Origin of the sequence: Micromonospora sp. NPDC093243 (assembly GCF_044753725.1) — a bacterium.
Classification (GTDB): Bacteria; Actinomycetota; Actinomycetes; order Mycobacteriales; family Micromonosporaceae; genus Micromonospora.
In genome coordinates, this window is the sequence record NZ_JBIVNT010000003.1 from 1 (window position 1) to 22369 (window position 22369).

The 22369-nt window shown below is 71.7% G+C and carries 21 protein-coding genes; 14 read left to right on the plus strand and 7 right to left on the minus strand.

All coding sequences use genetic code 11. The annotated features are described in order from the left end of the window. Window positions 1-388 precede the first annotated feature (388 nt). Entirely contained in the window at window positions 389-901 is a 513-nt protein-coding gene (locus ACIP9D_RS09650) for an Lrp/AsnC family transcriptional regulator (protein WP_350868842.1), read from the minus strand. 211 nt (window positions 902-1112) lie between these two features. On the opposite strand from ACIP9D_RS09650, the gene ACIP9D_RS09655 reads away from it, so the two are divergent. The 10 genes from ACIP9D_RS09655 to ACIP9D_RS09700 all read left to right on the plus strand — a co-directional run bounded on the left by ACIP9D_RS09655 (window position 1113) and on the right by ACIP9D_RS09700 (window position 11416). Beyond that, window positions 1113-2297 (plus strand): spermidine/putrescine ABC transporter substrate-binding protein, encoded by a 1185-nt coding sequence (locus ACIP9D_RS09655; protein ID WP_350868844.1) that lies wholly within the window; start codon window positions 1113-1115, stop codon window positions 2295-2297. Between the two features lie 7 nt (window positions 2298-2304). Next, a complete protein-coding gene (locus ACIP9D_RS09660) occupies window positions 2305-3471 on the plus strand; it encodes an ABC transporter ATP-binding protein (protein ID WP_350868845.1) in 1167 nt (388 codons plus the stop codon). Then, entirely contained in the window at window positions 3468-4376 is a 909-nt protein-coding gene (locus tag ACIP9D_RS09665) for an ABC transporter permease (protein ID WP_350868846.1), read from the plus strand. The genes ACIP9D_RS09660 and ACIP9D_RS09665 overlap by 4 nt, the downstream gene beginning before the upstream one ends. 55 nt (window positions 4377-4431) lie before the next feature. Further along, the gene (locus ACIP9D_RS09670; RefSeq protein WP_350868848.1) at window positions 4432-5274 is read left to right on the plus strand and encodes an ABC transporter permease; all 843 of its coding nucleotides are present in this window, start codon (window positions 4432-4434) and stop codon (window positions 5272-5274) included. Further along, window positions 5271-6692 carry an FAD-dependent oxidoreductase gene (locus tag ACIP9D_RS09675; RefSeq protein WP_350868850.1) on the plus strand — a complete coding sequence of 474 codons (1422 nt, stop codon included), beginning with the start codon at window positions 5271-5273 and terminating at the stop codon, window positions 6690-6692. Before ACIP9D_RS09670 ends, ACIP9D_RS09675 begins: the two co-directional genes overlap by 4 nt. Next, on the plus strand, window positions 6692-7894 hold the full coding sequence (locus ACIP9D_RS09680; protein ID WP_350868852.1) for a saccharopine dehydrogenase C-terminal domain-containing protein: 1203 nt from the start codon (window positions 6692-6694) through the stop codon (window positions 7892-7894). The genes ACIP9D_RS09675 and ACIP9D_RS09680 overlap by 1 nt, the downstream gene beginning before the upstream one ends. Continuing rightward, the gene (gene speB, locus ACIP9D_RS09685) at window positions 7891-8904 is read left to right on the plus strand and encodes an agmatinase (RefSeq protein WP_350868854.1); all 1014 of its coding nucleotides are present in this window, start codon (window positions 7891-7893) and stop codon (window positions 8902-8904) included. Before ACIP9D_RS09680 ends, speB begins: the two co-directional genes overlap by 4 nt. Before the next feature lie 88 nt (window positions 8905-8992). Continuing rightward, a complete protein-coding gene (locus ACIP9D_RS09690) occupies window positions 8993-9346 on the plus strand; it encodes a hypothetical protein (RefSeq protein WP_350868856.1) in 354 nt (117 codons plus the stop codon). A 188-nt stretch (window positions 9347-9534) separates the two neighbouring features. Then, window positions 9535-10293, plus strand: a complete 759-nt coding sequence (locus ACIP9D_RS09695; protein ID WP_350868858.1) for a G5 domain-containing protein — start codon at window positions 9535-9537, stop codon at window positions 10291-10293. Window positions 10294-10570: 277 nt separating this feature from the next. Next, the gene (locus tag ACIP9D_RS09700) at window positions 10571-11416 is read left to right on the plus strand and encodes a type IV toxin-antitoxin system AbiEi family antitoxin domain-containing protein (protein WP_350868859.1); all 846 of its coding nucleotides are present in this window, start codon (window positions 10571-10573) and stop codon (window positions 11414-11416) included. A 142-nt stretch (window positions 11417-11558) separates the two neighbouring features. Here ACIP9D_RS09700 and ACIP9D_RS09705 read toward each other — a convergent pair whose 3' ends face one another. The 3 genes from ACIP9D_RS09705 to ACIP9D_RS09715 are packed head-to-tail and all read right to left on the minus strand — an operon-like array spanning window position 11559 to window position 14756. Continuing rightward, on the minus strand, window positions 11559-11906 hold the full coding sequence (locus ACIP9D_RS09705; RefSeq protein ID WP_350868861.1) for a DUF779 domain-containing protein: 348 nt from the start codon (window positions 11904-11906) through the stop codon (window positions 11559-11561). Then, a complete protein-coding gene (adh, locus tag ACIP9D_RS09710) occupies window positions 11906-13411 on the minus strand; it encodes an aldehyde dehydrogenase (protein WP_350868862.1) in 1506 nt (501 codons plus the stop codon). Before adh ends, ACIP9D_RS09705 begins: the two co-directional genes overlap by 1 nt. 40 nt (window positions 13412-13451) lie before the next feature. Further along, window positions 13452-14756, minus strand: coding sequence for a GAF domain-containing protein (locus ACIP9D_RS09715; RefSeq protein ID WP_350868864.1), 1305 nt, complete (start codon window positions 14754-14756; stop codon window positions 13452-13454). Between the two features lie 414 nt (window positions 14757-15170). Between ACIP9D_RS09715 and ACIP9D_RS09720 the strand changes: the two genes are divergently transcribed. Then, window positions 15171-15851 (plus strand): hypothetical protein, encoded by a 681-nt coding sequence (locus tag ACIP9D_RS09720; RefSeq protein WP_350868866.1) that lies wholly within the window; start codon window positions 15171-15173, stop codon window positions 15849-15851. Between the two features lie 45 nt (window positions 15852-15896). Here ACIP9D_RS09720 and gabT read toward each other — a convergent pair whose 3' ends face one another. Both gabT and ACIP9D_RS09730 read right to left on the minus strand, forming a co-directional pair. Next, window positions 15897-17168 (minus strand): 4-aminobutyrate--2-oxoglutarate transaminase, encoded by a 1272-nt coding sequence (gabT, locus tag ACIP9D_RS09725; protein WP_350868868.1) that lies wholly within the window; start codon window positions 17166-17168, stop codon window positions 15897-15899. A 5-nt stretch (window positions 17169-17173) separates the two neighbouring features. Then, window positions 17174-18610: a gamma-aminobutyraldehyde dehydrogenase gene (locus tag ACIP9D_RS09730; protein WP_350868869.1), complete on the minus strand. Its 1437-nt coding sequence runs from the start codon at window positions 18608-18610 to the stop codon at window positions 17174-17176. Between the two features lie 141 nt (window positions 18611-18751). Here ACIP9D_RS09730 and ACIP9D_RS09735 point away from each other — a divergent pair, with 141 nt between their 5' ends. Further along, the gene (locus ACIP9D_RS09735) at window positions 18752-20191 is read left to right on the plus strand and encodes an aldehyde dehydrogenase family protein (RefSeq protein WP_350868871.1); all 1440 of its coding nucleotides are present in this window, start codon (window positions 18752-18754) and stop codon (window positions 20189-20191) included. Window positions 20192-20286: 95 nt separating this feature from the next. Here ACIP9D_RS09735 and ACIP9D_RS09740 read toward each other — a convergent pair whose 3' ends face one another. Then, on the minus strand, window positions 20287-21519 hold the full coding sequence (locus ACIP9D_RS09740; RefSeq protein WP_350868872.1) for an SUKH-3 domain-containing protein: 1233 nt from the start codon (window positions 21517-21519) through the stop codon (window positions 20287-20289). Between the two features lie 78 nt (window positions 21520-21597). On the opposite strand from ACIP9D_RS09740, the gene ACIP9D_RS09745 reads away from it, so the two are divergent. Continuing rightward, a complete protein-coding gene (locus ACIP9D_RS09745; RefSeq protein WP_350868874.1) occupies window positions 21598-22011 on the plus strand; it encodes a YbaB/EbfC family nucleoid-associated protein in 414 nt (137 codons plus the stop codon). 5 nt (window positions 22012-22016) lie between these two features. Continuing rightward, window positions 22017-22361, plus strand: a complete 345-nt coding sequence (locus tag ACIP9D_RS09750) for a hypothetical protein (protein ID WP_350868875.1) — start codon at window positions 22017-22019, stop codon at window positions 22359-22361. Window positions 22362-22369: the final 8 nt, after the last annotated feature.

Sequence of the window (22369 nt, forward strand, 5' to 3'; positions counted from 1 at the left end):
GCGACGTCCTATACGCCATGCTCCGCGACAAGATCCCCTACCAACCCCGCCCAACGGCACCGATCCCCGCTTGACGAAACCCATAGGGACACCCCCCCGTGGGCGGGCGTGGCGGCGACCGACCCCTGGTTCGGCCACCTTTGCTCTGCTTCACCCCAGGAAACGCCGGCCGTCCGGTGTCCGGACGCGGGGTGTTGCCCCCGCTGAAGCAGAGCAAAGGGGGAATCGGGTGCCCCCCGTCCGCCGGTGCGGGGGCGTGGCTGATCCACTCGGGCTCACGGAAGTCGGGGCGTCCGGGTGGTGCGGATACCGCGACTTCCCGGACGTCGAGTGGATCAAGCGGCGTCGAGTGGATCAAGCAGTGTCGAGTGGATCGAGCGGCTGAGCGTCAGGCCGTACCCCAGGTGTAGGTCTGCTTGCGGAGCTTGAGATAGACGAACGCCTCGGTGGAGAGCACGCCCTCGACGGCGCGCAGCCGTTGCAGGATCTCCAGCAGGTGGTCGTCGTTGCGGCAGACCACCTCGGTGAGCAGGTCGAACGAGCCGGCGGTGATGACGACGTAGTCGACCTCCACCAGTTCGGCCAGGCGGTCGGCCACCGCCTCCAGATCGCCGTCGGTGCGCAGGCCGATCATCGCCTGTCGGGGGAAGCCGAGCTGGAGCGGATCGGTGACCGCGACGATCTGCATCACCCCGGCGTCGAGCAGCCGCTGGACCCGCTGGCGTACGGCGGCCTCGGAGAGCCCGACCGCCTTGCCGATGGTGGCGTACGGCCGGCGTCCGTCCTCCTGGAGCTGCTCGATGATCTGCTTGGCAACGTCATCGAGCAGAGCGTGGCTGGCGCCGTCACGGACGGTGACCCGCCGCCCGCCGTTGCCGTTCTCCTGCTGCCGGTTCGTCATCGACCGCTCCCCATGTCCGTTCCCGCGCGGTTAGCCTAGTGCCTCGCGCAGTCTGGCGTATTTCGTCGTCTAGAGCTAATCCCGCAACGGAATCCCTTGTAAGGAAGGTCACCCCATGTCAGGATCAGTCGTCAATCGCACCTGACCCTCCCGCCGGCGCCGTCACCCCCGTCCCCGCCGCCGACGATGACCCCCTTTAAGGAGTCGTCACATGCGTAGTCCCCTCCGGCCCCTTTCCCGGCGCGGCCTGCTCACCGGCACCCTCGGCTCGGCCACGATGCTCGCCGTCGGCGGCGCCCTGACCGGCTGCGGCACCAAGGGCGCCCAGCAGACCGAAGCCGGTTGCGTCAGCGAAGACCTCTCCGGCACCGAGAAGAAGCTCGCCTTCTCGAACTGGCCGCAGTACATGGACGTGGACGAGAAGGACGAGTCGAAGCGGCCCACCCTCGACGCGTTCATCGCCAAGAGCGGCGTCCAGGTGACGTACACCGAGGACGTCAACGACAACAACGAGTTCTTCGGCAAGGTGCAGAACCAGCTCGCCGGCTGTCAGCCCACCGAGCGCGACATCATGACCCTCACCGACTGGATGGCCGCCCGGATGATCCGGCTCGGCTGGATCCAGAAGCTCGACAAGTCCAAGATGCCCAACGTCGAGGCCAACCTGCTGCCGTCGCTGAAGGGCCGCTCCTTCGACAAGGACAACCAGCTCGCCATCCCGTGGCAGTCGGGCCTGGCCGGCCTCGCCTACAACGGCAAGGTCACCAAGGAGATCCGGACCGTCGACGAGCTGCTCACCCGCCCCGACCTCAAGGGCAAGGTGACCGCGCTGTCGGAGATGCGCGACACGATGGGCCTGCTGCTCCAGTCGAACGGCCACGACCCGTCGAACTTCACCGCGGCCCAGTTCGACGACGCGCTCAACAAGCTGAAGAAGGCGGTCGACTCCGGCCAGATCCGCAAGTTCACCGGCAACGACTACGCGCCCGACCTGGCCAAGGGCGACATCGCCGCGTGCGTCGGCTGGTCCGGCGACGTCATCCAGCTCGGCTTCGAGGACGAGAAGGTCAAGTTCGTGGTGCCCGACTCCGGCGTGATGCTCTGGTCGGACAACATGCTGGTGCCGAACAAGGCCACGCACAAGGGCAACGCCGAGCAGCTCATGAACTACTACTACGAGCCGGCGGTCGCCGCCCAGCTCGCCGCGTACGTGAACTACATCTGCCCCGTGCAGGGCGCGCAGGCCGAGATGGAGAAGATCGATCCGGAGCTGGCCGCCAACCCGCTGATCTTCCCGGACGAGGCGATGCTGTCGAAGTCCAAGGTCTTCATGGCACTGGACGAAAAGCAGGAGCGCGAGTACGAAAGCAAGTTCCAGCAGGTCATCGGGGCCTGACGACGGGATGGGCGGGAAGACAGTGGGACGCGAGACTCCGGCCGGCGACCTGCGACTGGCCAACCTCACCAAACGGTTCGGCATCTTCACCGCGGTGGACGACCTGAGCCTCACCATCCCGCAGGGCTCGTTCTTCGCCCTGCTCGGGGCGTCCGGGTGCGGCAAGACCACCACGCTCCGGATGATCGCCGGCCTGGAGGAGCCGACCAGCGGGCAGGTGCTGCTCGGCGACCGGGACATCGCCCGGCTGCGCCCGTACAAGCGGCCGGTGAACACGGTCTTCCAGAGCTACGCGCTCTTTCCGCACCTGAACATCTTCGAGAACGTGGCCTTCGGGCTGCGCCGGCGCGGCATCCGCTCGGTCGACGACGAGGTCATGCGGATGCTGTCGCTGGTGCAGCTCGACGACTACGGCAGCCGCCGGCCGGCCCAGCTCTCCGGCGGGCAGCAGCAGCGGGTCGCGTTGGCCCGCGCCCTGATCAATCAACCGCAGGTGCTGCTGCTGGACGAGCCCCTCGGTGCGCTCGACCTGAAGCTGCGCCGGCAGATGCAGATCGAGCTGAAGCGGATCCAGACCGAGGTCGGCATCACGTTCGTGCACGTCACCCACGACCAGGAGGAGGCCATGACGATGGCCGACACGGTCGCGGTGATGAACGCCGGCCGGATCGAACAGCTCGGCGCGCCGGCCGACATCTACGAGTACCCGGCCACCGCGTTCGTGGCGAACTTCCTCGGCCAGTCCAACCTGCTGGCCGGCGAGGCGGCCGGCACCACCGGCAGCGAGGTGCCGGTGACCGCCCACGGCGCCCGCTACTCGGTGCCCGCCGACCGGGCCCGCGCCGACCGCGGGCCGGTCCACCTGGGCGTACGCCCGGAGAAGCTGCACCTGGTCGACTCCGTCGACCAGGTCCCCGCCGGCCACCAGCACGTCACCGGGGTGGTCACCGACGCCTCCTACGTCGGGGTCAGCACCCAGTACCTGCTGCGCACCGGTTGGGGTAGTGAGCTGTCGGTCTTCGCCGCGAACAGCGGCGCGACCTCGCGGCTGGCCGTCGGCGCGGAGGCGGTGGCGCACTGGGACCCGCGGCACGCGTTCCTGCTGCCGCGGGAGCCGGGCGAGACCGACCGGACCACGCCGGTACTGGACGAACCGGTCGGTGTGACGCCATGAGCCTCGCGCACATGACCACCGGGCAGCCGGCGGCGGCCCCGCCGCCGGCCGCCCGGCGCGGGCGGCACCGGTTGCTGCCGTACCTGCTGCTGCTTCCCGGCGGGGCCTGGCTCTTCGTCTTCTTCGCCGTGCCGCTGTTCCAGCTCGCCGCCGCGAGCCTCTACGACCCCACCGGCTCGCTCTCCACCGGGTACGCGCTGACCTGGGCGTTCGGCAACTACCCGGACGCGCTGACAGCGTACTGGCCGCAGTTCGCCCGGTCGTTCCTCTACGCCGGGCTGGCACTGGTGCTCGCCCTGCTGATGGGCTACCCGCTGGCGTACGCGATCGCGCAGAAGGCCGGCCGGTGGAAGAACCTGCTGCTGGTCTGCGTGGTCGCGCCGATGTTCACCAGCTTCCTGGTCCGCACGCTGGCCTGGAAGACGATCCTGTCGGACAACGGCTGGCTGGTCGGGCTGCTGCGCGACATCCACCTGCTCGGGCCGGACGGCCGGCTGCTGGCCACGCCGTTCGCGGTGGTGCTCGGCCTGACGTACAACTTCCTGCCGTTCCTGGTGCTGCCGCTCTACGCCAGCCTGGAACGGCTGGACTACCGGCTGCTGGAGGCGGCGAGCGACCTGTACGCGAGCCCGGTCCGGGCGTTCCGCAAGGTCACCCTGCCGCTCTCCATGCCCGGCCTGGTCGCCGGAACGCTGCTCTTCTTCATCCCGGCCAGCGGTGACTACATCAACGCCGAGCTGCTCGGCACCCCGAACGAATACATGATCGGCAACGTCATCGACTCGGCGTTCCTGGTCCGGCTCGACTACCCGCAGGGCGCGGCGCTGTCGTTCCTGCTGATGGCGGCGATCCTCGCGGTGGTCTTCGTCTACCTGCGCCGAGCCGGCACGGAGGAGGTCCTGTGAGCGCGAGGAGTGCAGCGCAGCGGAGCCCCGCAGCCATGAACGAAAGGGGAACGCTGTGAGGTTCTCCCGTTGGCTGGCTGACCGTTGGGTGATGGGCCTGGCGCTGCTGGTGCTCGGCTACCTGTCGCTGCCGATCGTGGTGGTGGCCGGGCTGTCGTTCAACCGCCCGTCGAGCCGGCTCTCCTACGACTTCAACGAGTTCACCCTCGACAACTGGCGCAACCCGTGTGCCACCTCCGACATGTGCGACGCGGTGGTGCGCAGCGTGCAGATCGGCTTCATCGCCACCGTGGTCGCCACGCTGCTCGGCACGCTGATGGCGTTCGCGCTGGTCCGGCACCGCTTCCGCGGCCGGGCCGGGATCAACGTGCTGATCTTCCTGCCGATGGCCACCCCGGAGCTGGTGATGGGCACCTCGCTGCTCGCCCTCTTCGTCTCCGCCGGGGTGCCGCAGGGCTTCTGGACCATCGTCATCGCGCACGTGATGTTCTGCGTCTCGTTCGTGGTGGTCACCGTCAAGGCGCGGCTGGCCGGGATGGACTCCCGGCTGGAGGAGGCCGCGATGGACCTCTACGCCAACGAGTGGCAGACCTTCCGGCGGATCACCCTGCCGCTGGTGCTGCCCGGCATCGTGGCCGCCGCGCTGCTCGCCTTCTCGTTGAGCTTCGACGACTTCATCATCACGAACTTCAACGCCGGCACCACCGTCACCTTCCCGATGTACGTCTGGGGGGCCGCCCAGCGGGGCATCCCGCCGCAGGTCAACGTCATCGGCACGGCGATGTTCGTGATCGCGCTGCTGCTGGTGCTGGCCAGTACGCTGCGTGGCCGGCGGACCCGCCGGGCCGCCCTGCCGGTCAGCCCGGTGGGCGGCGGAACCGGCCGGCGCCCGTCATGACCCGTCCCGGCATCGGCCGGGCGCTGGCCGACGCGGCGCCCGTGCCGTACTGGCTGGACCGCCCGGAACGGCCCGACCCGCTCCCGCCGCTGCACGGCACGCACACCGCCGACCTGCTCGTCGTCGGCGGCGGTTACAGCGGGCTCTGGACCGCGCTGCTGGCCAAGCGGGACGACCCGGGTCGGGACGTGCTCCTGGTCGACGCGGGCAGCTGCGGCTGGGCGGCGTCCGGACGCAACGGCGGGTTCTGCGCCGCCTCGCTCACCCACGGGCTTGCCAACGGGGTCGAGCGGTTCCCCGGCGAGATCGACGAGTTGGAACGGCTCGGCCGGGAGAACCTCGACGCCATCGCCGCGACCGTCGCCGAGTTCGGCATCGACTGCGACTTCGAGCGCACCGGCGAACTGGCGGTCGCCGTCGAGCCGTACCAGCTCGACGGGCTCGCCGAGGAGGCCGAGCTGGCCCGCCGGTACGGCCACGACGTGCGGCTGCTCGACGCCGACGAGGTACGCGCCGAGGTCGACTCGCCGACGTACCTCGGCGGGATGTGGGACCGCGACCGGGTGGCCATGCTCGACCCGGCGAAGCTCGCCTGGGGGCTGCGTCGGGCCTGCCTGAGCGTCGGGGTGCGGATCGCCGAGCACACCCGGGTGACCGGGCTGCGCCGCGACGGGGCCGCGCTACGGGCCAGCACCGCCGGTGGCCGGGACGCCGCACCCGGGCACGTCCGCGCCCGGCAGGTCGTGCTCGCCACGAACGCGTTCCCGCCGCTGCTGCGCCGGCTGCGCTCCTGGCTGGTGCCGGTCTACGACTACGCGCTGATGACCGAGCCGCTCGGCGAGGACGAGCGGAAGTCGATCGGCTGGGCGAACCGCCAGGGTCTCGCGGACACCGGCAACCAGTTCCACTACTACCGCATCACCACCGACGGACGGATCCTCTTCGGCGGGTACGACGCCGTCTACCACTACGGCAACCGGACCACGCCGGCCCTGGAGCAGCGCTGGGACACCTTCAACGCGCTCGCCGACCACTTCTTCACCACGTTCCCGCAGCTGGACGGTCTGCAGTTCAGCCACCGGTGGGGCGGGGTGATCGACACCTGCACCCGGTTCTGCCCGTTCTTCGGCACCGCCTACGACGGGCAGTTGGCCTACGCGGCCGGCTACACCGGCCTCGGCGTCGGGGCCACCCGGTTCGGCGCCCGGGTGATGCTCGACCTGCTCGCCGGCGGGGACACCCCGCTGACCCGGCTCGACCTGGTGCGCAGCACGCCACTGCCGTTCCCGCCGGAGCCGTTCCGCGCGGCCGGCATCAACCTCACCCGCTGGTCGCTCGCCCGCGCCGACGCGCGCGAGGGGCGGCGCAACCTCTGGCTCCGTACGCTCGATCGTTTTGGTTTGGGGTTCGATTCCTGATGCGCATCCTGCTCGTCGGCGCCGGTGGCGTCGGCTCCGCCGCCGTATCCATCGCCGCCCGCCGCTCCTTCTTCGAAACGATGGTGGTCGCGGACTACGACCTGGGCCGGGCGAGCCGGGCCATCGCCGAACACGACGGCCGATTCGTCGCCGCCCCGGTGGACGCCTCGTCGGCGGAGGCCGTCGCCGCGCTCTGCCGGGAGCACCGGATCACCCACGTGCTCAACGCCGTCGATCCGCGCTTCGTTCTGCCGATCTTCGAGGGCGCGTTCGCAGCCGGGGCCGACTACCTGGACATGGCGATGTCGCTGTCCCGCCCGCATCCCACCCGCCCGCACGCGGAGACCGGCGTGAAGCTCGGCGATGAGCAGTTCGCGCGGGCCGACGAGTGGGCGACGGCCGGCCGGCTGGCGCTCTGCGGCATCGGCGTCGAGCCCGGGCTCTCCGACGTCTTCGCCCGGTACGCCGCCGAGGAGCTCTTCGCCGAGATCGACGAGATCGGGGTACGCGACGGCGCGAACCTCACCGTCGACGGCTACGACTTCGCCCCGTCCTTCTCCATCTGGACGACCATCGAGGAGTGCCTGAACCCGCCGGTGGTCTGGGAGGCCGACCGCGGCTGGTACACCACGGCGCCCTTCTCCGAGCCGGAGGTCTTCGAGTTTCCCGACGGGATCGGCCCGGTCGAGTGCGTCAACGTGGAGCACGAGGAGGTGCTGCTCATTCCGCGCTGGGTCGACGCGAAGCGGGTCACCTTCAAGTACGGCCTCGGCGACGAGTTCATCGAGGTGCTCAAGACGCTGCACAAGCTGGGGTTGGACTCGACCGCGCCGGTCCGGGTCGGCGGCGCCGCGGTGTCGCCCCGGGACGTGGTGGCCGCCTGCCTGCCCGATCCGGCCACCCTGGGCGAGAGGATGCGCGGCAAGACCTGCGCCGGCACCTACGTCACCGGCACCGGCGTCGACGGCCGCCCCCGGCGGGTCTACCTCTACCACGTGGTCGACAACGAGTGGTCGATGAAGGAGTACGGCCACCAGGCGGTGGTCTGGCAGACCGCGGTCAACCCGGTGGTGGCGCTGGAGCTGCTCGCCAACGGCGACTGGGCCGGGACGGGCGTGCTCGGCCCGGAGGCGCTGCCGCCACGGCCCTTCCTGGACCTCCTGACCGGATACGGCTCACCCTGGGGGATGCAGGAGCGATGAGTCGCTACGGAGCCATGTACGGACCCGACCTGACCTTCCTCGGGGTGCCCGCGTGTGACCTGTACGAGCCGGCGTCGTTCGCCGACGCGGACGTGGTGATCGTCGGGGCGCCCTTCGACGGCGGCACCTCCCACCGGCCGGGCACCCGGTTCGGGCCGTCGGCCATCCGGCAGGCCTGCTACCTGCCGCACGACGGCTCCCGCCCCTCGCTGGCGCTGCGCGTCGACGGCCTGCAGGACCTGCGGGTGTACGACGCCGGCGACGTGGAGATGTTCGCTGGCGACATCGAGCGGTCACTGGGCGCCCTCGAAGCCGCGGTGTACGCGGTCGCCGCGTCGGGCGCCATTCCGATCGTGCTCGGCGGCGACCACTCCATCGCCCTGCCGGACGCCACCGGGGTGGCCCGGCAGCACGGGCTGGGCCGGGTGTCGCTGGTGCACTTCGACGCGCACGCCGACACCGGCGACATCGAGTTCGGCAGCCTGCACGGGCACGGCCAGCCGATGCGCCGGCTGATCGAATCCGGGGCGGTGCGCGGCGACCGGTTCCTCCAGATCGGACTGCGCGGCTACTGGCCCGGCCCCGAGACGCTGTCCTGGATGGCGGAGCAGCGGATGCGCTCGTACGAGATGACCGAGCTGGTGGCCCGGGGGCTCGACGACTGCCTGTCGGAGGCCTTCGCCATCGCCACGGACGAGTGCGAGGGGGTGTTCCTCTCCGTCGACGTGGACGTGGTCGACCCGGGCATGGCGCCGGGCACCGGCACGCCCGAGCCGGGCGGGCTCACCTCCCGCCAACTGCTCGACGCGGTCCGCCGCTGCTGCTACGAACTGCCCGTGGTCGGGGTGGACGTGGTCGAGGTCGCCCCGCCGTACGACCACGCCGACATCACCGCGTACCTGGGCAATCGGGTGGTGCTGGAGGCGCTGTCGGCGATCGCCCGCCGCCGCCGCGACGCCGCCGGTGGTACGCCCTGGGATCCCCGCCAGCCCCTGCTCGACGGCCGCTGACCACACCGGCACCCCTGCCGGCCCGGTTGCCGGCTTGCTGGTCGGTGGTCGGCGGCCGGGCGGCGGGCGGCGGGGCGATAATCGGTCGATGGGCCAGACCACCGCCGAGCAGTCGCCACCCCGCCGCCCCGACGCGCGGGCGGCCATCCTGGTCACGCTCGGCTGGTACGCCGCGGTCATCGCGGCCGGCTTCGGCGGGGCCGCCCTGCTCTCCGGGGCCGTGCCGGCCGGCTGCGGCGACGAGTGCACCTCGGAGCGGGACGGCTGGCTGCTCTTCGGCCTCTACACCGTGACGCCGGCGCTCTTCGTGGCGATGCTGGTCAGCCTCGTCCTGCTCCGGCTGACGGTCACCCGTCTGCGCTCCGCCCTCGCGGCGGGCACCCTCTCCGCCGTACCCGTGCTGTTGCTCGCCGGCGGTCTGGCCGCCCTGGTCCTGCGGTAGTCCTGACTCCGCCGCGATCGGCTCGGTCTCCGCTGGCCGATCGGATGGTGACCGAGGGCGAGTTGTTGAGGCCGCAACCACTTTCGGTGACGATCGCTAACCGCGCTGCCTCCATCTTCGACGGCCGTTGCAGGTGAAGCGGCAGGTAGGAGGATCTCCGGAACGCCTGTGACGACGAGACTCGCGGCGTGACACATCAACCGCCACCATTTCCCCCGACGCCGGGCGGGTTCGTCGTGCCGCCCCGCCCGAACTGGTTCCGCCGGCTGAGTCCCGCGCAGCGCGCCCTGACGATCGTCGGCGCCGCGGCGCTGTCGCTCGTGTTGCTCTGCTGCGGAGGGACGACCGTCATCGCCGCCGTGTTCGGGGATCCGAAACCGAGCCAGTCGAGTAACGCCGCCGCCCAGCAGGGAGAGCCGATCGTCGCCGCACCGAACGGCGAGCCGACGAACGAGGCCCCGGGGCTGCCGGCCGAGCCCGCCAGCCCGTCGCCCTCCGCGACGTCCGCCACGCCGCCGCCGGCCGCCCAGCCCAGCCCGAAGGTGGAGACGCGCACCGTCACCGAGACGGCGACCATCAGGTACGGCCAGCGCACGGTGAAGGACCCCAATCTGGCCGAGGGCAAGCGAGTCACCCGGACCAACGGTGCGAACGGGGTGCGCACGCTGACCTACCAGGTGACCCTGACCGACGGCGTGCAGACCGCCAAGAAGTTGGTCAAGTCCGTGGTCACCAAGAAGCCGGTCACCCAGGTCGTCGCGGTAGGCACCAAGCCCGCGTCGAACTGCGATCCCAATTACAGCGGCTGCGTCCCGATCGCAAGCGACGTCGACTGTGCCGGCGGCGGTGGCAACGGCCCCAAATACGTGACCGGCCCCGTCAAGGTCATCGGCGACGACATCTACGACCTGGACCGAGACAACGACGGCTACGGCTGCGACGACTAACCCCCACCCCACCCCCACCCCCACCCCCACCCCCACCCCCCACCCCCACCCCCGCCCCCGCCCCGTCGATCATGCAGTTGTGGTGCCAGCTTGTTGGTGATCCGGGGCTTTTGCGAGGCACCACAACTGCATGATCGGCGCGGGGTGGGCGCGGGGTGGGCGCGGGAGTAGCACGGCGGGGGCCGGGGGCGGGGAGTTTCCACAGGAGGGTGGGTTGTCCACAGGGGCGCCTGCTCGGGGTCGAGCGCAGTGCTGGGGTGCGGCAGCGTGCCGGGGCATGCCAGAGCTGTACCGCTACTCGGATCTGCTGAGATCGGGCGTCACCCGGGAACAGGTGCGACAACGACTCGAGGCCGGGCAGCTGGGTCGGCTGTCGAGAGGGGTCTACGGCTCGACTGTCGATCCGATCCGCCGCCTGCCGGCGCTCTTCCGGCGGCTCCCCGAAGGAGCCGTCGTCGGGTTCTCCACCGGCGCTCAACTACACGGCTTCGGGACTGTCCGCGGGAACGTCCACGTGATCGTGCCCGCCGGTGTGGTCGTACCGAGGATCAGAGGCATCGTCGCCCACGAGGCCGTGCTTCCGGTGCGCGACCCGGTACGGCTGGCCGGAGTGCCCTGCGCGCCGGCTGCCCGATGTGCGGTCGACCTTGCCCGGACGGTACGCCGCATGGATGCGATGCCGTTGCTGGACCGGTGTCTGCGGGTGGGAGCGTGCCGGCCGGAGGAGCTTCTGACTGAGGTCATGCGGCATGCCCGGTTGCGCGGCGTATGCCAGGCCAGGCAACTGGTGCGGCTCGCCGACCCGCGTGCGGAGTGTCGGCAGGAGAGCCAGTTGCGGCTTCTGCTGATCGATGGCGGCCTGCCGGCACCCGAACCCCAGCTGTGGGTGCGGGACAGGAACGGCATCCCGCTCTACCGGCTTGATCTCGGCTACCGGAAACGCCGCGTCGGCGTCGAGTACGACGGCCAGACCCACCTCGACCGCGACCGCCTCCGGCGTGACCGGTCACGCATGAATTGGCTCGCGGCCAACGGATGGCGGATGCGCTACTTCACCGACGTGGACCTCTACCAACGCCCGCAACAGATCCTCGCCACCATCACCCCCCTCCTCCACCCCTGACCCCGCCCCTGCCCGGCCTCTGCCCGGTCGATCTTGCAGTTGTGGTGCCTCACAAACCGTGCGATTTGCCAGCAAGCAGGCACCACAACTGCAAGATCGCCGGGGGCGGGGGCGGGGGCGGGGGCGGGGGCGGGGGTGGGGGTTAGGTGGCTAGGTGGGAGCGGATCAGGAACCTCACGCCTTCGGGGGCTTCGAGGGAGAAGCCGCTGCCTCGGCCGGGTACGACGTCGACGGTGAGGCGGGTGTGTTTCCACAGTTCCCACTGGCTCGTCGACATCCAGAACTCGACCGGCTCCGGCACGCCGTCGATGCGCAGCGAGGCGAGCAGCACGTCGGAACCGCCGGTGCGGAACTCGCCGGCCGGGTAGCACATCGGGGCACTGCCGTCGCAGCAGCCGCCGGACTGGTGGAACATCAGCGGCCCGTGCTGCTCCCGCAGTGATCGGAGCAGCACGGCCGCGGCCGGCGTCACGCCCACCGGATCATCCATCAGAAGAAGCCGAGCTTCTTGGGGGAGTAGCTGACCAGTAGGTTCTTCGTCTGCTGGTAGTGCTCCAGCATCATCTTGTGGTTCTCCCGGCCGATGCCGGACTGCTTGTAACCGCCGAACGCGGCGTGCGCCGGGTAGGCGTGGTAGCAGTTGGTCCAGACCCGGCCGGCCTGGATCGCCCGCCCCGCGCGGTAGGCGGTGTTCATGTCCCGGGTCCAGACACCCGCGCCGAGCCCGTAGAGCGTGTCGTTGGCGATCTTCACGGCGTCGTCGAGGTCGGCGAAGGAGGTCACCGAGACCACCGGGCCGAAGATCTCCTCCTGGAAGATCCGCATCGAGTTGTCGCCCTCGAAGATGGTTGGTTCAACGTAGTATCCGCCCGACAAGTCGCCACCCAGGTCCGCACGCGATCCGCCGGTCAGCACCTTCGCGCCCTCCTGCCGGCCGATGTCCAGGTAGGACAGGATCTTCTCGAGCTGGTCGTTCGACGCCTGCGCGCCGATCATCGTGTCGGTGTCCAGCGGGTGCCCCTGCTTGATGGCCCCGGTGCGGGCGACGGCCGCCGCCAGGAAGTCCGAGTAGTGGCCCTGCTGGATCAGCGCCCGGGACGGGCAGGTGCACACCTCACCCTGGTTGAGCGCGAACATGGCGAAGCCCTCGAGCGCCTTGTCCAGGAAGTCGTCGGAAGCAGCGCTGACGTCGTCGAAGAAGAGGTTGGGGCTCTTGCCGCCCAGTTCCAGGGTGACCGGCTTGATGTTCTCGCTGGCGTACTGCATGATCAGCCGCCCGGTGGTGGTCTCGCCGGTGAACGCCACCTTGGCCACCCGCGGCGAGGAGGCCAGCGGCTTGCCCGCCTCGACGCCGAAGCCGTTGACCACGTTGACCACGCCGGGCGGCAGCAGGTCGGCCACCAGCGACAGCCAGTAGTGGATGGACGCGGGGGTCTGCTCGGCCGGTTTGAGCACGACGGCGTTGCCGGCCGCGAGGGCCGGGGCCAGCTTCCAGGTCGCCATGAGCAGCGGGAAGTTCCACGGGATGATCTGTCCGACCACGCCGAGCGGTTCGTGGAAGTGGTAGGCGACGGTGTCGTCGTCCAACTCGCCGAGGGAGCCCTCCTGGGCCCGGATCGCCCCGGCGAAGTAGCGGAAGTGGTCGATGGCGAGCGGGATGTCGGCGGCCAGCGTCTCGCGTACCGGCTTGCCGTTCTCCCAGGTCTCGGCGATTGCCAGGGATTCCAGGTTCTCCTGCATCCGGTCGGCGATCCGGTTGAGGATCAGCGACCGTTCGGCGACCGAGGTGCGGCCCCACGCGTCGGCGGCGCCGTGCGCGGCGTCGAGCGCCTTCTCGACGTCGTCGGCGGTGCCCCGGGCCACCTCGCAGAAGGTCTGCCCGGTGACCGGGGTGGGGTTCTCGAAGTACCGTCCGCCGTGCGGCTTGACGTACTCGCCGCCGATGAAGTGGTCGTAGCGGGACTGCCAGTGGGTGGGCGCGTCGTAGCGCGTCATGGTTACCTCCGCCGTCAAGGTGCGGTGAACGGCGGCGACGTTAGTTTCCCCGACGTTGCAGCCACGTTGCGCGCGACAGGTCGTACTCCCCGGCGAGCTGTTGGATGCGGGCCACCGCGAGGGGCCGGCGCGGCGCGCCCGGCGGCAGCGCCCGGGCCAGCGCCTGCCAGGCGGCCAGGTCGTCGGCGCCGGCGGGTGTCGCGGTCCAGGTCGTGAGCAGCGCCGGGTCCGCGGCGGCCAGCACGGCCGCGCGGAGCTGGCCGTCGATCAACCGGCGCAGGCGCGTCACGCCCGGTGCGTCCGACCCGGGCAGCAGAGCGCCGGGGTACGCCTCGAGCGCGCCCGCCGGGTCGCCCCGGTCGAGCAGTTCGATGACGGTACGGAAGTCGGCGCGCACCCTTGCCCGCAGCCGGTACGGGCGGGAGTCGAGCAGCTCCGGGCCGAGCACCCGGCGCAGCCGGGACAGCTCGGCGCGCAGGGTCACCGGGTGCAGCCGGTCGTCGCCGTACAGGTCGAGGCCGAGCTGTTCGCCGGTGCGCCCCTCGGGGTGGTCGATCAGCAGCGCCAGCAGCTCGCTGTGCCGTCGGCCGAGCCGGATCCGCCGCCCGTCGACGCGCAGCTCCGCCTCGTCCCGGCCGAGCGCGGCGACGGTGACCACGCCCGGCTCGACCGGATCGTCGGCCACGAGCTGCGCCTCGGCGGCCCGGGCGGTGGCCCGCACCAGGGCCAGGCTCTGCGGGTTGGCCAGGTGGTCGCCGCCGGTGATGTCGACCGCGCCGAGCAGCCGGCCGGTGCCCGGGTCGTGGATCGGCGCGGCGGCGCAGGTCCAGCGCTGCACCGGCCGGCTGAAGTGTTCGGTGGCGAAGATCTGCACACTGTGGTCGACCGCCAGGGCGGTGCCGGGGGCGTTGGTGCCGGCGTGCGCCTCGTCCCACCGGGCGCCGGGCACGAAGTTCATCCGCTCGGCGTGCCGGAGCACCCCGGGGTGCCCCTCCACCCAGAGCAGCCGCCCGTACGCGTCGCAGACCGCCATCAGGTGGGCGCCGTCCTGCGCGATGCCGCCGAGCAGGTCGCGGAAGAGCGGCAGCACTCGGGCCAGTGGGTGGGCGGATCGGTAGCTCTCCAGCACGTCGTCGGTCAGGTCGACCGGCGGCGTGGTCTCCGGGTCGAGCAGCGCCCCCGCGGAGCGGCGCCACGAGTTGGCGACCACGTCGCGCAGCCGCCGGTCGGTGCGGAGGGCTGCTTCCGGGCCGCCGGCGAGGAAGGCCTCGTGCGCGGCGCCGACCTGCGCGATCCGCTCCACCGGATCGACGCCGAATTCCAGGGCGAGCCACGGGTCGGCCATGGGCGACCTCCTCCGGCCCATCGTGACGCAGCTCACCCCCCAACGCCAAACGCGCGTGGTCGCGGGGACGCAGGCGGTCGGACGACGCGGCAGGGCCGCCACCGCCCCCGGGGTGGCTTGCGGGCATTTGTCCCCGGGGCGGTGGCGTGGAGGATGGCTGCGGCGGGCGCTTACAGAACCCTTAACTCCTGCCTGAGACGGTGTGCCGGACGACGACGGAACCACGGGAGCGGAAGCGTGCGGGTGCTGGTGGCGGACGACGAGTACTGGGCGCTGCTCACCGGCGCGCCGCACACCCGCTACGGGCCGATCTGACCCAACGTTGGGATCACGGTTCCGGCCGGCGGTGAACGATTCGGCGCTCCCCATCCGTACCAGGCGTCGTAGGACACCACCGGACGACGGGAGACAACGGTGAAGGTGCAGCGCAAGCACGTGCTGGCGGCTGGTGTGGCGGTGGCCGCCGTGGCGGCCGTGGCGGTGGGCACCGGCCTCGGGTTCGCGGACACCGCACCGGCACGGGCCTCGGTGTGCCAGGGGTCGGTGACGTTCTCGGCTGAGGGCGGGGCGCCGGCGGCGACCAGCGACCGGTTTCCGGTGGGCACCCGGCTGCGGGTGACCAATCTGGACAACAACAAGGCGGCCACGGTGACGGTGACCGGCCCGTCGGGCAGCTGCGTGCTGCTCAACGCCGCCGCGATGGAGCTGGTCCGCGAACCGGGCAAGAACGTCATCCGCCGCAACGTGGTGGAGCGGGTGGACGACGCCGCCGCCCAGCCCGCCCCGGCGCAGCCGGACGGCTCGGTCCGACCCGGTGCGGCCTCGCCCGGCGCGCCCGGTCCGGCCCCCCGCTCGGCCTGCTCGGGGGCGATCACCTTCTTCGCCGAGAGCGGGGCGGCGCCGGCGGCGACCAGCGACCGCTTCCCGGCGGGCACCCGGCTGCGGGTGACCAACCTGGACAACAACAAGGCGACCACGGTGACGGTGACGGGCCCGTCGGGCAGCTGCGTGCTGCTCAACGACGCCGCGATGGAGCAGATCCGGGAGCCGGGCAAGAACCTGGTCCGCCGCAACACCGTCGAGGTGCTGCGCTGACGGAGGCGGGAAGCAGGGGCCCGGATGCGGGCCCCTGCTGCCGGCTCAGCCGAAAGCGGCGTCGAGGATGTCCAGACCCCGGGTCAGCTCGGCGTCGGAGATCACCAACGGGGGCAGGAAGCGCAGCACGTTGCCGTACGTGCCGCAGGTGAGGGTGAGCAGCCCGGCGGCGTGACAGGCCGCCGACACCGCCGCGGTGGCGGCCGGATCCGGGGTGAGGGTGCCCGGCTGCACGAGCTCCACGGCGAGCATCGCGCCGCGGCCGCGTACCTCGGCGACCCGCGCGTCCCGCTCGGCGATGGCCCGCAGCCGAGGGGCCAGCACCGACTCGATCCGCCGGGCCGCGGCCGTCAGGTCCAGCTCGTGCATGGTCTCGATGCTGGCCAGCGCGGCGGCGCAGGCGATGGGGTTGCCGCCGTACGTGCCGCCGAGGCCGCCGACGTGCACCGCGTCCATCAGCTCGGCGCGGCCGGTCACCGCGGCCAGCGGCAGCCCGCCGGCGATCCCCTTGGCCAGGGTGATCAGGTCGGGCTCGACCCCCTCGTGCTGGCAGGCGAACCAGTCGCCGGTGCGGCAGAACCCGGTCTGGATCTCGTCGGCGACGAAGACCACCCCGGCGGCCGTCGCCCACTCGCGGAGCGCGGGCAGAAACCCCGGCGCCGGTACGACGAAGCCGCCCTCGCCCTGGATCGGCTCGATCAGCAGCGCGGCCACGTTCTCCGCGCCGACCTGCTTCTCGACCAGCTCGATCGCCCGGGCCGCGGCCGTCGCGCCGTCCAGCCCGCCGTCGCGCAGCGGGTACGACATCGGCACCCGGTAGATCTCTCCGGCGAACGGCCCGAACCGGTGCTTGTAGGGCATGTTCTTCGCGGTCAACGCCATGGTCAGGTTGGTCCGGCCGTGGTACGCGTGGTCGAAGACCACCACGGCCGGCCGCCCGGTGGCGTGCCGAGCGATCTTCACGGCGTTCTCCACCGCCTCGGCACCCGAGTTGAACAGGGCCGACCGCTTCTCGAACCCGCCCGGGGTCAGCGCGTTGAGCTGTTCGCAGACCGCCACGTACGACTCGTACGGCGCGACCATGAAGCAGGTGTGGGTGAAACGCTCCACCTGCGCCCGCACCGCCTCGACCACCTTCGGGGCCGAGTTGCCGACGTTGGCGACCGCGATGCCGGCGGCGAAGTCGATCCACTCCCGCCCGTCGACGTCGGTGATCGTGCCGCCGGCCGCGGAGTCCACGTAGGACGGAATGACGCTGCCGACCCCCCGGGCCACCGCGCTCCCACGCCGTTTGTGCAACTCGTCCGATGTCGTCATGAGTGTCAGCCCTCGATGTTGTGCATGACGTGCTTGATCCGGGTGTAGTCCTCCAGGCTGTAGACCGAGAGGTCCTTGCCGTGGCCGGAGTGCTTGAAGCCGCCGTGCGGCATCTCGGAGACGAACGGGATGTGCGTGTTGACCCAGACGCAGCCGAAGTCGAGCCGGCGGGTCATCCGCATCGCCCGGCCGTGGTCCCTGGTCCAGACCGACGCCGACAGGCCGTAGTCCACGCCGTTCGCCCAGCGCACCGCCTCGTCCTCGTCGGAGAAGCGCTGCACGGTGATGACCGGCCCGAAGACCTCGTCCTGGATGATCTCGTCCTGCTGCCGCAGGCCGGAGACGACGGTCGGGGAGTAGAAGTAGCCGCGCTCGCCCACCCGGGAGCCGCCGGCCTGGATCGCGGCGTGGTCGGGGAGCCGGTCCACGAAGCCGCTGACCCGGCTCAACTGGTTGGCGTTGTTCAGCGGGCCGTAGAGCACGTCGGCGTCGTCCGGTGCGCCGGTCTTCGTGTTGCGGGCCTGCTCGGCCAGCGCCGCCACGAAGTCGTCGTGGATGCCGGGGCCGGCCAGGACCCGGGTCGCCGCGGTGCAGTCCTGCCCGGCGTTGAAGTAGCCGCCGACCGCGATCGCCTCGGCCGCCGCCGCCAGGTCCGCGTCGTCGAAGATCACCACCGGGGCCTTGCCGCCCAGCTCCAGGTGGGTGCGCTTCAAATCGGGGGCGGCGGCGGAGGCCACCTCCATGCCGGCCCGGGTCGAGCCGGTGATCGACACCAGCTGCGGGGTGGGGTGGGAGACGAGGGTACGGCCGGTGTCCCGGTCGCCGCAGACCACGTTGAACACGCCCGGCGGGAAGAACTCCGCGGCGATCTCGGCCAGCAGCAGCGTCGACACCGGCGTGGTGTCCGACGGCTTGAGCACCACCGTGTTGCCGGCTGCGAGGGCCGGGGCGATCTTCCAGACCGCCATCATCAGCGGGTAGTTCCAGGGCGTGACCTGGGCGCAGACCCCGATCGGCTCGCGCCGCACGTACGAGGTGTGCCCGGCCATGTACTCGCCGGCCGACCGGCCCTCCAGCATCCGGGCCGCCCCGGCGAAGAAGCGGAACTGGTCCACCGACGGCGGCAGTTCCTCCTCGGCCGTCAACTGACGCGGCTTGCCGGTGTTGCGGACCTCCGCGTCGACCAGGTCGGCGGCCCGGGCCTCGACCGCGTCGGCGAGCTTGAGCAGCGCCTTCTGCCGCTCGGCCGGGGTGGCGTCCCGCCAGCCCTCGAAGGCGCCGGCGGCGGCCTTCATCGCCGCGTCCACGTCGGCGGCGCCGGAGACCGGTGCCTGCGCGAAGACCTCACCGGTGCACGGGTCGACCAGGTCGGCGTACCCGCCGTCCACCGGGTCGACGTACTGGCCGTTGACGAAGTTGCGCAGCTGCTGCTGGTCACTCATGAGGAGTCTCCGAGGGGTGGCCGAGGATGAGGTCAGCGGAGGTTATCGCAATCTGACTGCCATCTTCGCTACTGAATTCGCGGCAGACAAGGCCTTGGGCGACTGTTTCCGTGAGCCGACGGCGTCGTCTACGCTGCGCACGTGGAGCCGAGAGCCTGCTACGTCGCCGGTCGCCCCGTTCACGGTGAGGGCGACCTGACCGTCCACCATCCGTACGACGGCCGGGTGGTGGGGCGTACCACCCTGGCCACGCCCGACCAGGTCGAGACCGCCGTCGCGGCGGCGGCCGAGGTGGCCGCGGAGGCCGCGGCCCTGCCCGCGCACGCCCGCGCGGCGGCCCTGGACCACGTGTCGCGGCGGCTCGCCGAGCGGGCCGAGGAAGTCGCCGCGCTGATCACCGCCGAGAACGGCAAACCGCTGAAGTGGGCCCGCGCCGAGGTCGGACGGGCCATCTCCACGTTCCGCTGGGCAGCGGAGGAGGCCCGGCGGTTCTCCGGCGAACTGCAACGCCTCGACACCGATCCGGCCGCGGGCGGACGGATCGCGCTGGTCCGCCGGGCGCCCCGTGGCCCCGTGCTGGGGATCGCGCCGTTCAACTTCCCGCTCAACCTGGTGGCGCACAAGGTGGCCCCGGCGATCGCGGTCGGTGCGCCGATCATCGTCAAGCCCGCGCCGGCCACCCCGCTCTCCGCGCTGCTCCTGGGCGAGCTGCTCGCCGAGACCGACCTGCCGCCGGGGATGTTCTCGGTGCTGCCGCTGCCCAATGAGCGCGCCGCCGAGCTGGTCACCGACCCGCGGCTGCCGGTGGTCTCGTTCACCGGCTCCGGCCCGGTCGGCGCGGCGATCCGCCGTTCGGTGCCCGAGAAGCACGTCACCCTGGAACTGGGCGGCAACGCGGCCGCGGTGATCTGCGCGGACTGGACCTCGGACGAGGACCTGACCTTCGCCGCGCAGCGGATCGCCACCTTCGCGAACTACCAGGCCGGGCAGTCGTGCATCGCTGTGCAGCGGGTCTACGTGCACGAATGGATCTACGACGGTTTCCTGCCACGGCTGGTCGCCGCGGTGCAGGAGCTGCGCACCGGCGACCCGACCGACGAGCGCACCGACGTGGGGCCGCTGGTCTCGGAGGACGCCGCGCGCCGGGTCGAGGCCTGGGTGGACGAGGCCGCGGCGGCCGGCGCGACCATCGAGGTCGGTGGCCGGCGCGACGGCGCGACGTACCCGCCCACCGTGCTCACCGGAGTGCCGACCGACGCCAAGGTCGTCGCCGAGGAGGTCTTCGGGCCGGTGCTGGTGGTCTCCCGGGTCACCGACGACCAGGCCGCGTTCGCCGCGGTCAACGACTCGGCGTACGGGTTGCAGGCGGGCGTCTTCACCCACGACATCCAGACCGCGTTCCTCGCCGGTCGGGTGCTCGAGGTGGGCGGGGTGATCGTCGGGGACGTCCCGTCCTACCGGGCCGACCAGATGCCGTACGGCGGAGTGAAGGGCAGCGGCGTCGGGCGCGAGGGCCTGCGCAGCGCCATGGACGACTACACCGAGCCCCGCGTCATGGTCCTCACCGGCCTGCGCCTCTAGCCCAGCCTGACCGCCGGCGTTGCTCCGTGCCGGCCGCTGGCGGCTGGCCTGCGCCGGCCGCCGATCGGCGTCCATGGCGGGGCCTGCGGCGTCGGTCACCAGGTGCCGTCGTCGCGGACCCGGGCCGGCGCGCGGCCGAGCAGCAGGGTGGTCAGCGCCTCGTCGACGTCCGCGCCCAGGAACCACTCGCCGGCCTGGTCCAGCGCGAAGACCCGGCCCCGCTCGTCGACGGCGAAGATGCTGTCGCCGTGCTCGGAGCCGAACGGGAAGAGCCGCACACCCAGCACGGCGCCGAAGTCGGCCAGGACGTCGGCGCTGTGCGCGCCGTGCAGCGGGTTGGTGGTGAACCGGTTGATCCAGACCTGCTCGCCCGGCCCGCGCCGGCGGCTCGCCAGCGCCGGGAAGGTGGTGATCGCCCGTACGGCGGTGGGAAACGCCTCGTGCTGGTGCTGCCGGCCGACGATCTCGCAGGTCTCCCCGATCGCGCCGGTCGCCAGCGCCGCGTTGAAGATGCTGTCCTCCCAGCCCGCGTCCATCAGCGCGTCGCCCACCTCGGCGGGAAAACGCCCGGGGTGGTGCGGCGGACGCGACTCGGGCCGCCACACGGTGGTGAACGCCAACTCCGCCCAGGAGAAGACGTTGAAGAAGACCAGGAAGTTCAGGCACGAGTCGCAGGGGCGCTCGGCCGCGCCGCCGGCGGGGTCGCCCGGCTCACGAACCCGGAACACCTCGAAGCGGGCCGCACCGAGCAGCGTCTCGGCGTCGCCCATGCCCATCGGCGCGATGCCCTCGGCGGCGCGGCGGTGGTCGTACTCGTGCAGCACGTCGGAGACCACGATCAGCTCGGCGTGCCGGTCCCCACCGCGGGTCAGGTGACCCGGGGGAAGCTCGTCCAGATAGCGGCGGACCAGGGGATGGTGCCGCAGCCGCACGTCACCCTTCGCGCCCTGGGCCCGGAACAGCCGGCCGGCGACGTTCAGGTGCGCGGTGGCGGCCGGGGTCGGCAGCCGGCGGATCTCCCGGAGCACCTGGCTGGCCGGATCGACGGTACGCGGCGGGGTCGGCCCGGTCGGGCGGGTGCGCCGGTACATCTCCTCGACCACGGCGGGCGGCACCCGCGGCCAGGTGGTCACCTCGCCGGTCTCCCGGTCGACCACCGTCGTCGGCAGGTCTCCCGGCAGCGTCCGCGCCCGACCGGACACTGTGGACGAGATGACGAAGCCGAGGTCGAACTCGGCGACGATCGGGGTGCACTCGTAGCCCAGGCGTTGCGAATCGCGACGGGCCCAGACAGCGGCGAGTTGCTCGGCCTGTTCACGGTCGATCACGCATCGAAACTACCGGACCCCACGGATTTCGTGGCGCCCGGTATGGTTCGCCCTACACACGGTGACGGGGAGGGCGGCGTGGCGGAAAGCCTTGACCGGGAAGGGAATCAGCGCCTCCGGGCGCGGTTCGACGAGGTGTACGGGCAGTACCAGCAGCTCAGATCCGGTTTGGACGAACTGCGGGGCCGGCTCGCCGAGCTTCGGGTGACCGAACGCTCAGCCGACGGCCGGGTGAGCGCGACCGTCGGGCCCCGCGGCGAGCTGATCGCGGTGGAGCTGCATCCCGCCGTCTACGGGGACCGGGACGCCGCAGCGCTGAGCCGGACGATCACCGAGACCGTACGGCGGGCGAACGCCGCCGTGGCGACCGCCACCCAGGATCTGGTGGCCGGCTACCTACCCGCCGGCTCGGGCTCGATGGAGTTCCTCCGCACCGGTGACTTCAACGCGCTGCTGAGCCGGGCCGACACCAGCCTCGGCCAGGGCAGGTGACCGACGTGACCGACGGGCAGCTCTGGCTCGACCCCGGCCGGGCCCGACGCGGGGGTGCCGACCTCTCCCTCGCCGGCGAGGCGGTGACCGCGCGGCGCGCACAGGTCGGCGGCGGGATCGCGGCGGCGAGTGGGCAGCGGCCGTGGGGCCGGGACGACATCGGGGCGGCGTTCGAGCGGGCCTACCGGGGAGCGGAGGAAACCGTGCTGCGGGTCTGGGGCGGCGTCGGCCGGTGCCTCACCGGCCTCGGCGCAGACGTGGTGCGTTCGGTCGACGCCAACCTGGAGGCCGACGTCGCCGCCGGCGGGCGGCTCGACCGGATCGCCGACCCGCGGCGCCACCCGCGCTGACCGGCGGA

Bases quoted from the DNA above. Each gene is read 5' to 3' on its own strand.
- adh (WP_350868862.1), bottom strand. From the start codon at position 13,411: ATGACGCGCTACGACGCGCCCACCCACTGGCAGTCCCGCTACGACCAC.
- ACIP9D_RS09705 (WP_350868861.1), bottom strand. From the start codon at position 11,906: ATGGATGATCCGGTGGGCGTGACGCCGGCCGCGGCCGTGCTGCTCCGA.
- ACIP9D_RS09715 (WP_350868864.1), bottom strand. From the start codon at position 14,756: ATGGCCGACCCGTGGCTCGCCCTGGAATTCGGCGTCGATCCGGTGGAG.
- ACIP9D_RS09660 (WP_350868845.1), top strand. From the start codon at position 2,305: ATGGGCGGGAAGACAGTGGGACGCGAGACTCCGGCCGGCGACCTGCGA.
- ACIP9D_RS09655 (WP_350868844.1), top strand. From the start codon at position 1,113: ATGCGTAGTCCCCTCCGGCCCCTTTCCCGGCGCGGCCTGCTCACCGGC.
- speB (WP_350868854.1), top strand. From the start codon at position 7,891: ATGAGTCGCTACGGAGCCATGTACGGACCCGACCTGACCTTCCTCGGG.
- ACIP9D_RS09650 (WP_350868842.1), bottom strand. From the start codon at position 901: ATGACGAACCGGCAGCAGGAGAACGGCAACGGCGGGCGGCGGGTCACC.
- ACIP9D_RS09675 (WP_350868850.1), top strand. From the start codon at position 5,271: ATGACCCGTCCCGGCATCGGCCGGGCGCTGGCCGACGCGGCGCCCGTG.
- ACIP9D_RS09665 (WP_350868846.1), top strand. From the start codon at position 3,468: ATGAGCCTCGCGCACATGACCACCGGGCAGCCGGCGGCGGCCCCGCCG.
- ACIP9D_RS09730 (WP_350868869.1), bottom strand. From the start codon at position 18,610: ATGAGTGACCAGCAGCAGCTGCGCAACTTCGTCAACGGCCAGTACGTC.
- ACIP9D_RS09680 (WP_350868852.1), top strand. From the start codon at position 6,692: ATGCGCATCCTGCTCGTCGGCGCCGGTGGCGTCGGCTCCGCCGCCGTA.
- ACIP9D_RS09690 (WP_350868856.1), top strand. From the start codon at position 8,993: ATGGGCCAGACCACCGCCGAGCAGTCGCCACCCCGCCGCCCCGACGCG.
- ACIP9D_RS09700 (WP_350868859.1), top strand. From the start codon at position 10,571: ATGCCAGAGCTGTACCGCTACTCGGATCTGCTGAGATCGGGCGTCACC.
- gabT (WP_350868868.1), bottom strand. From the start codon at position 17,168: ATGACGACATCGGACGAGTTGCACAAACGGCGTGGGAGCGCGGTGGCC.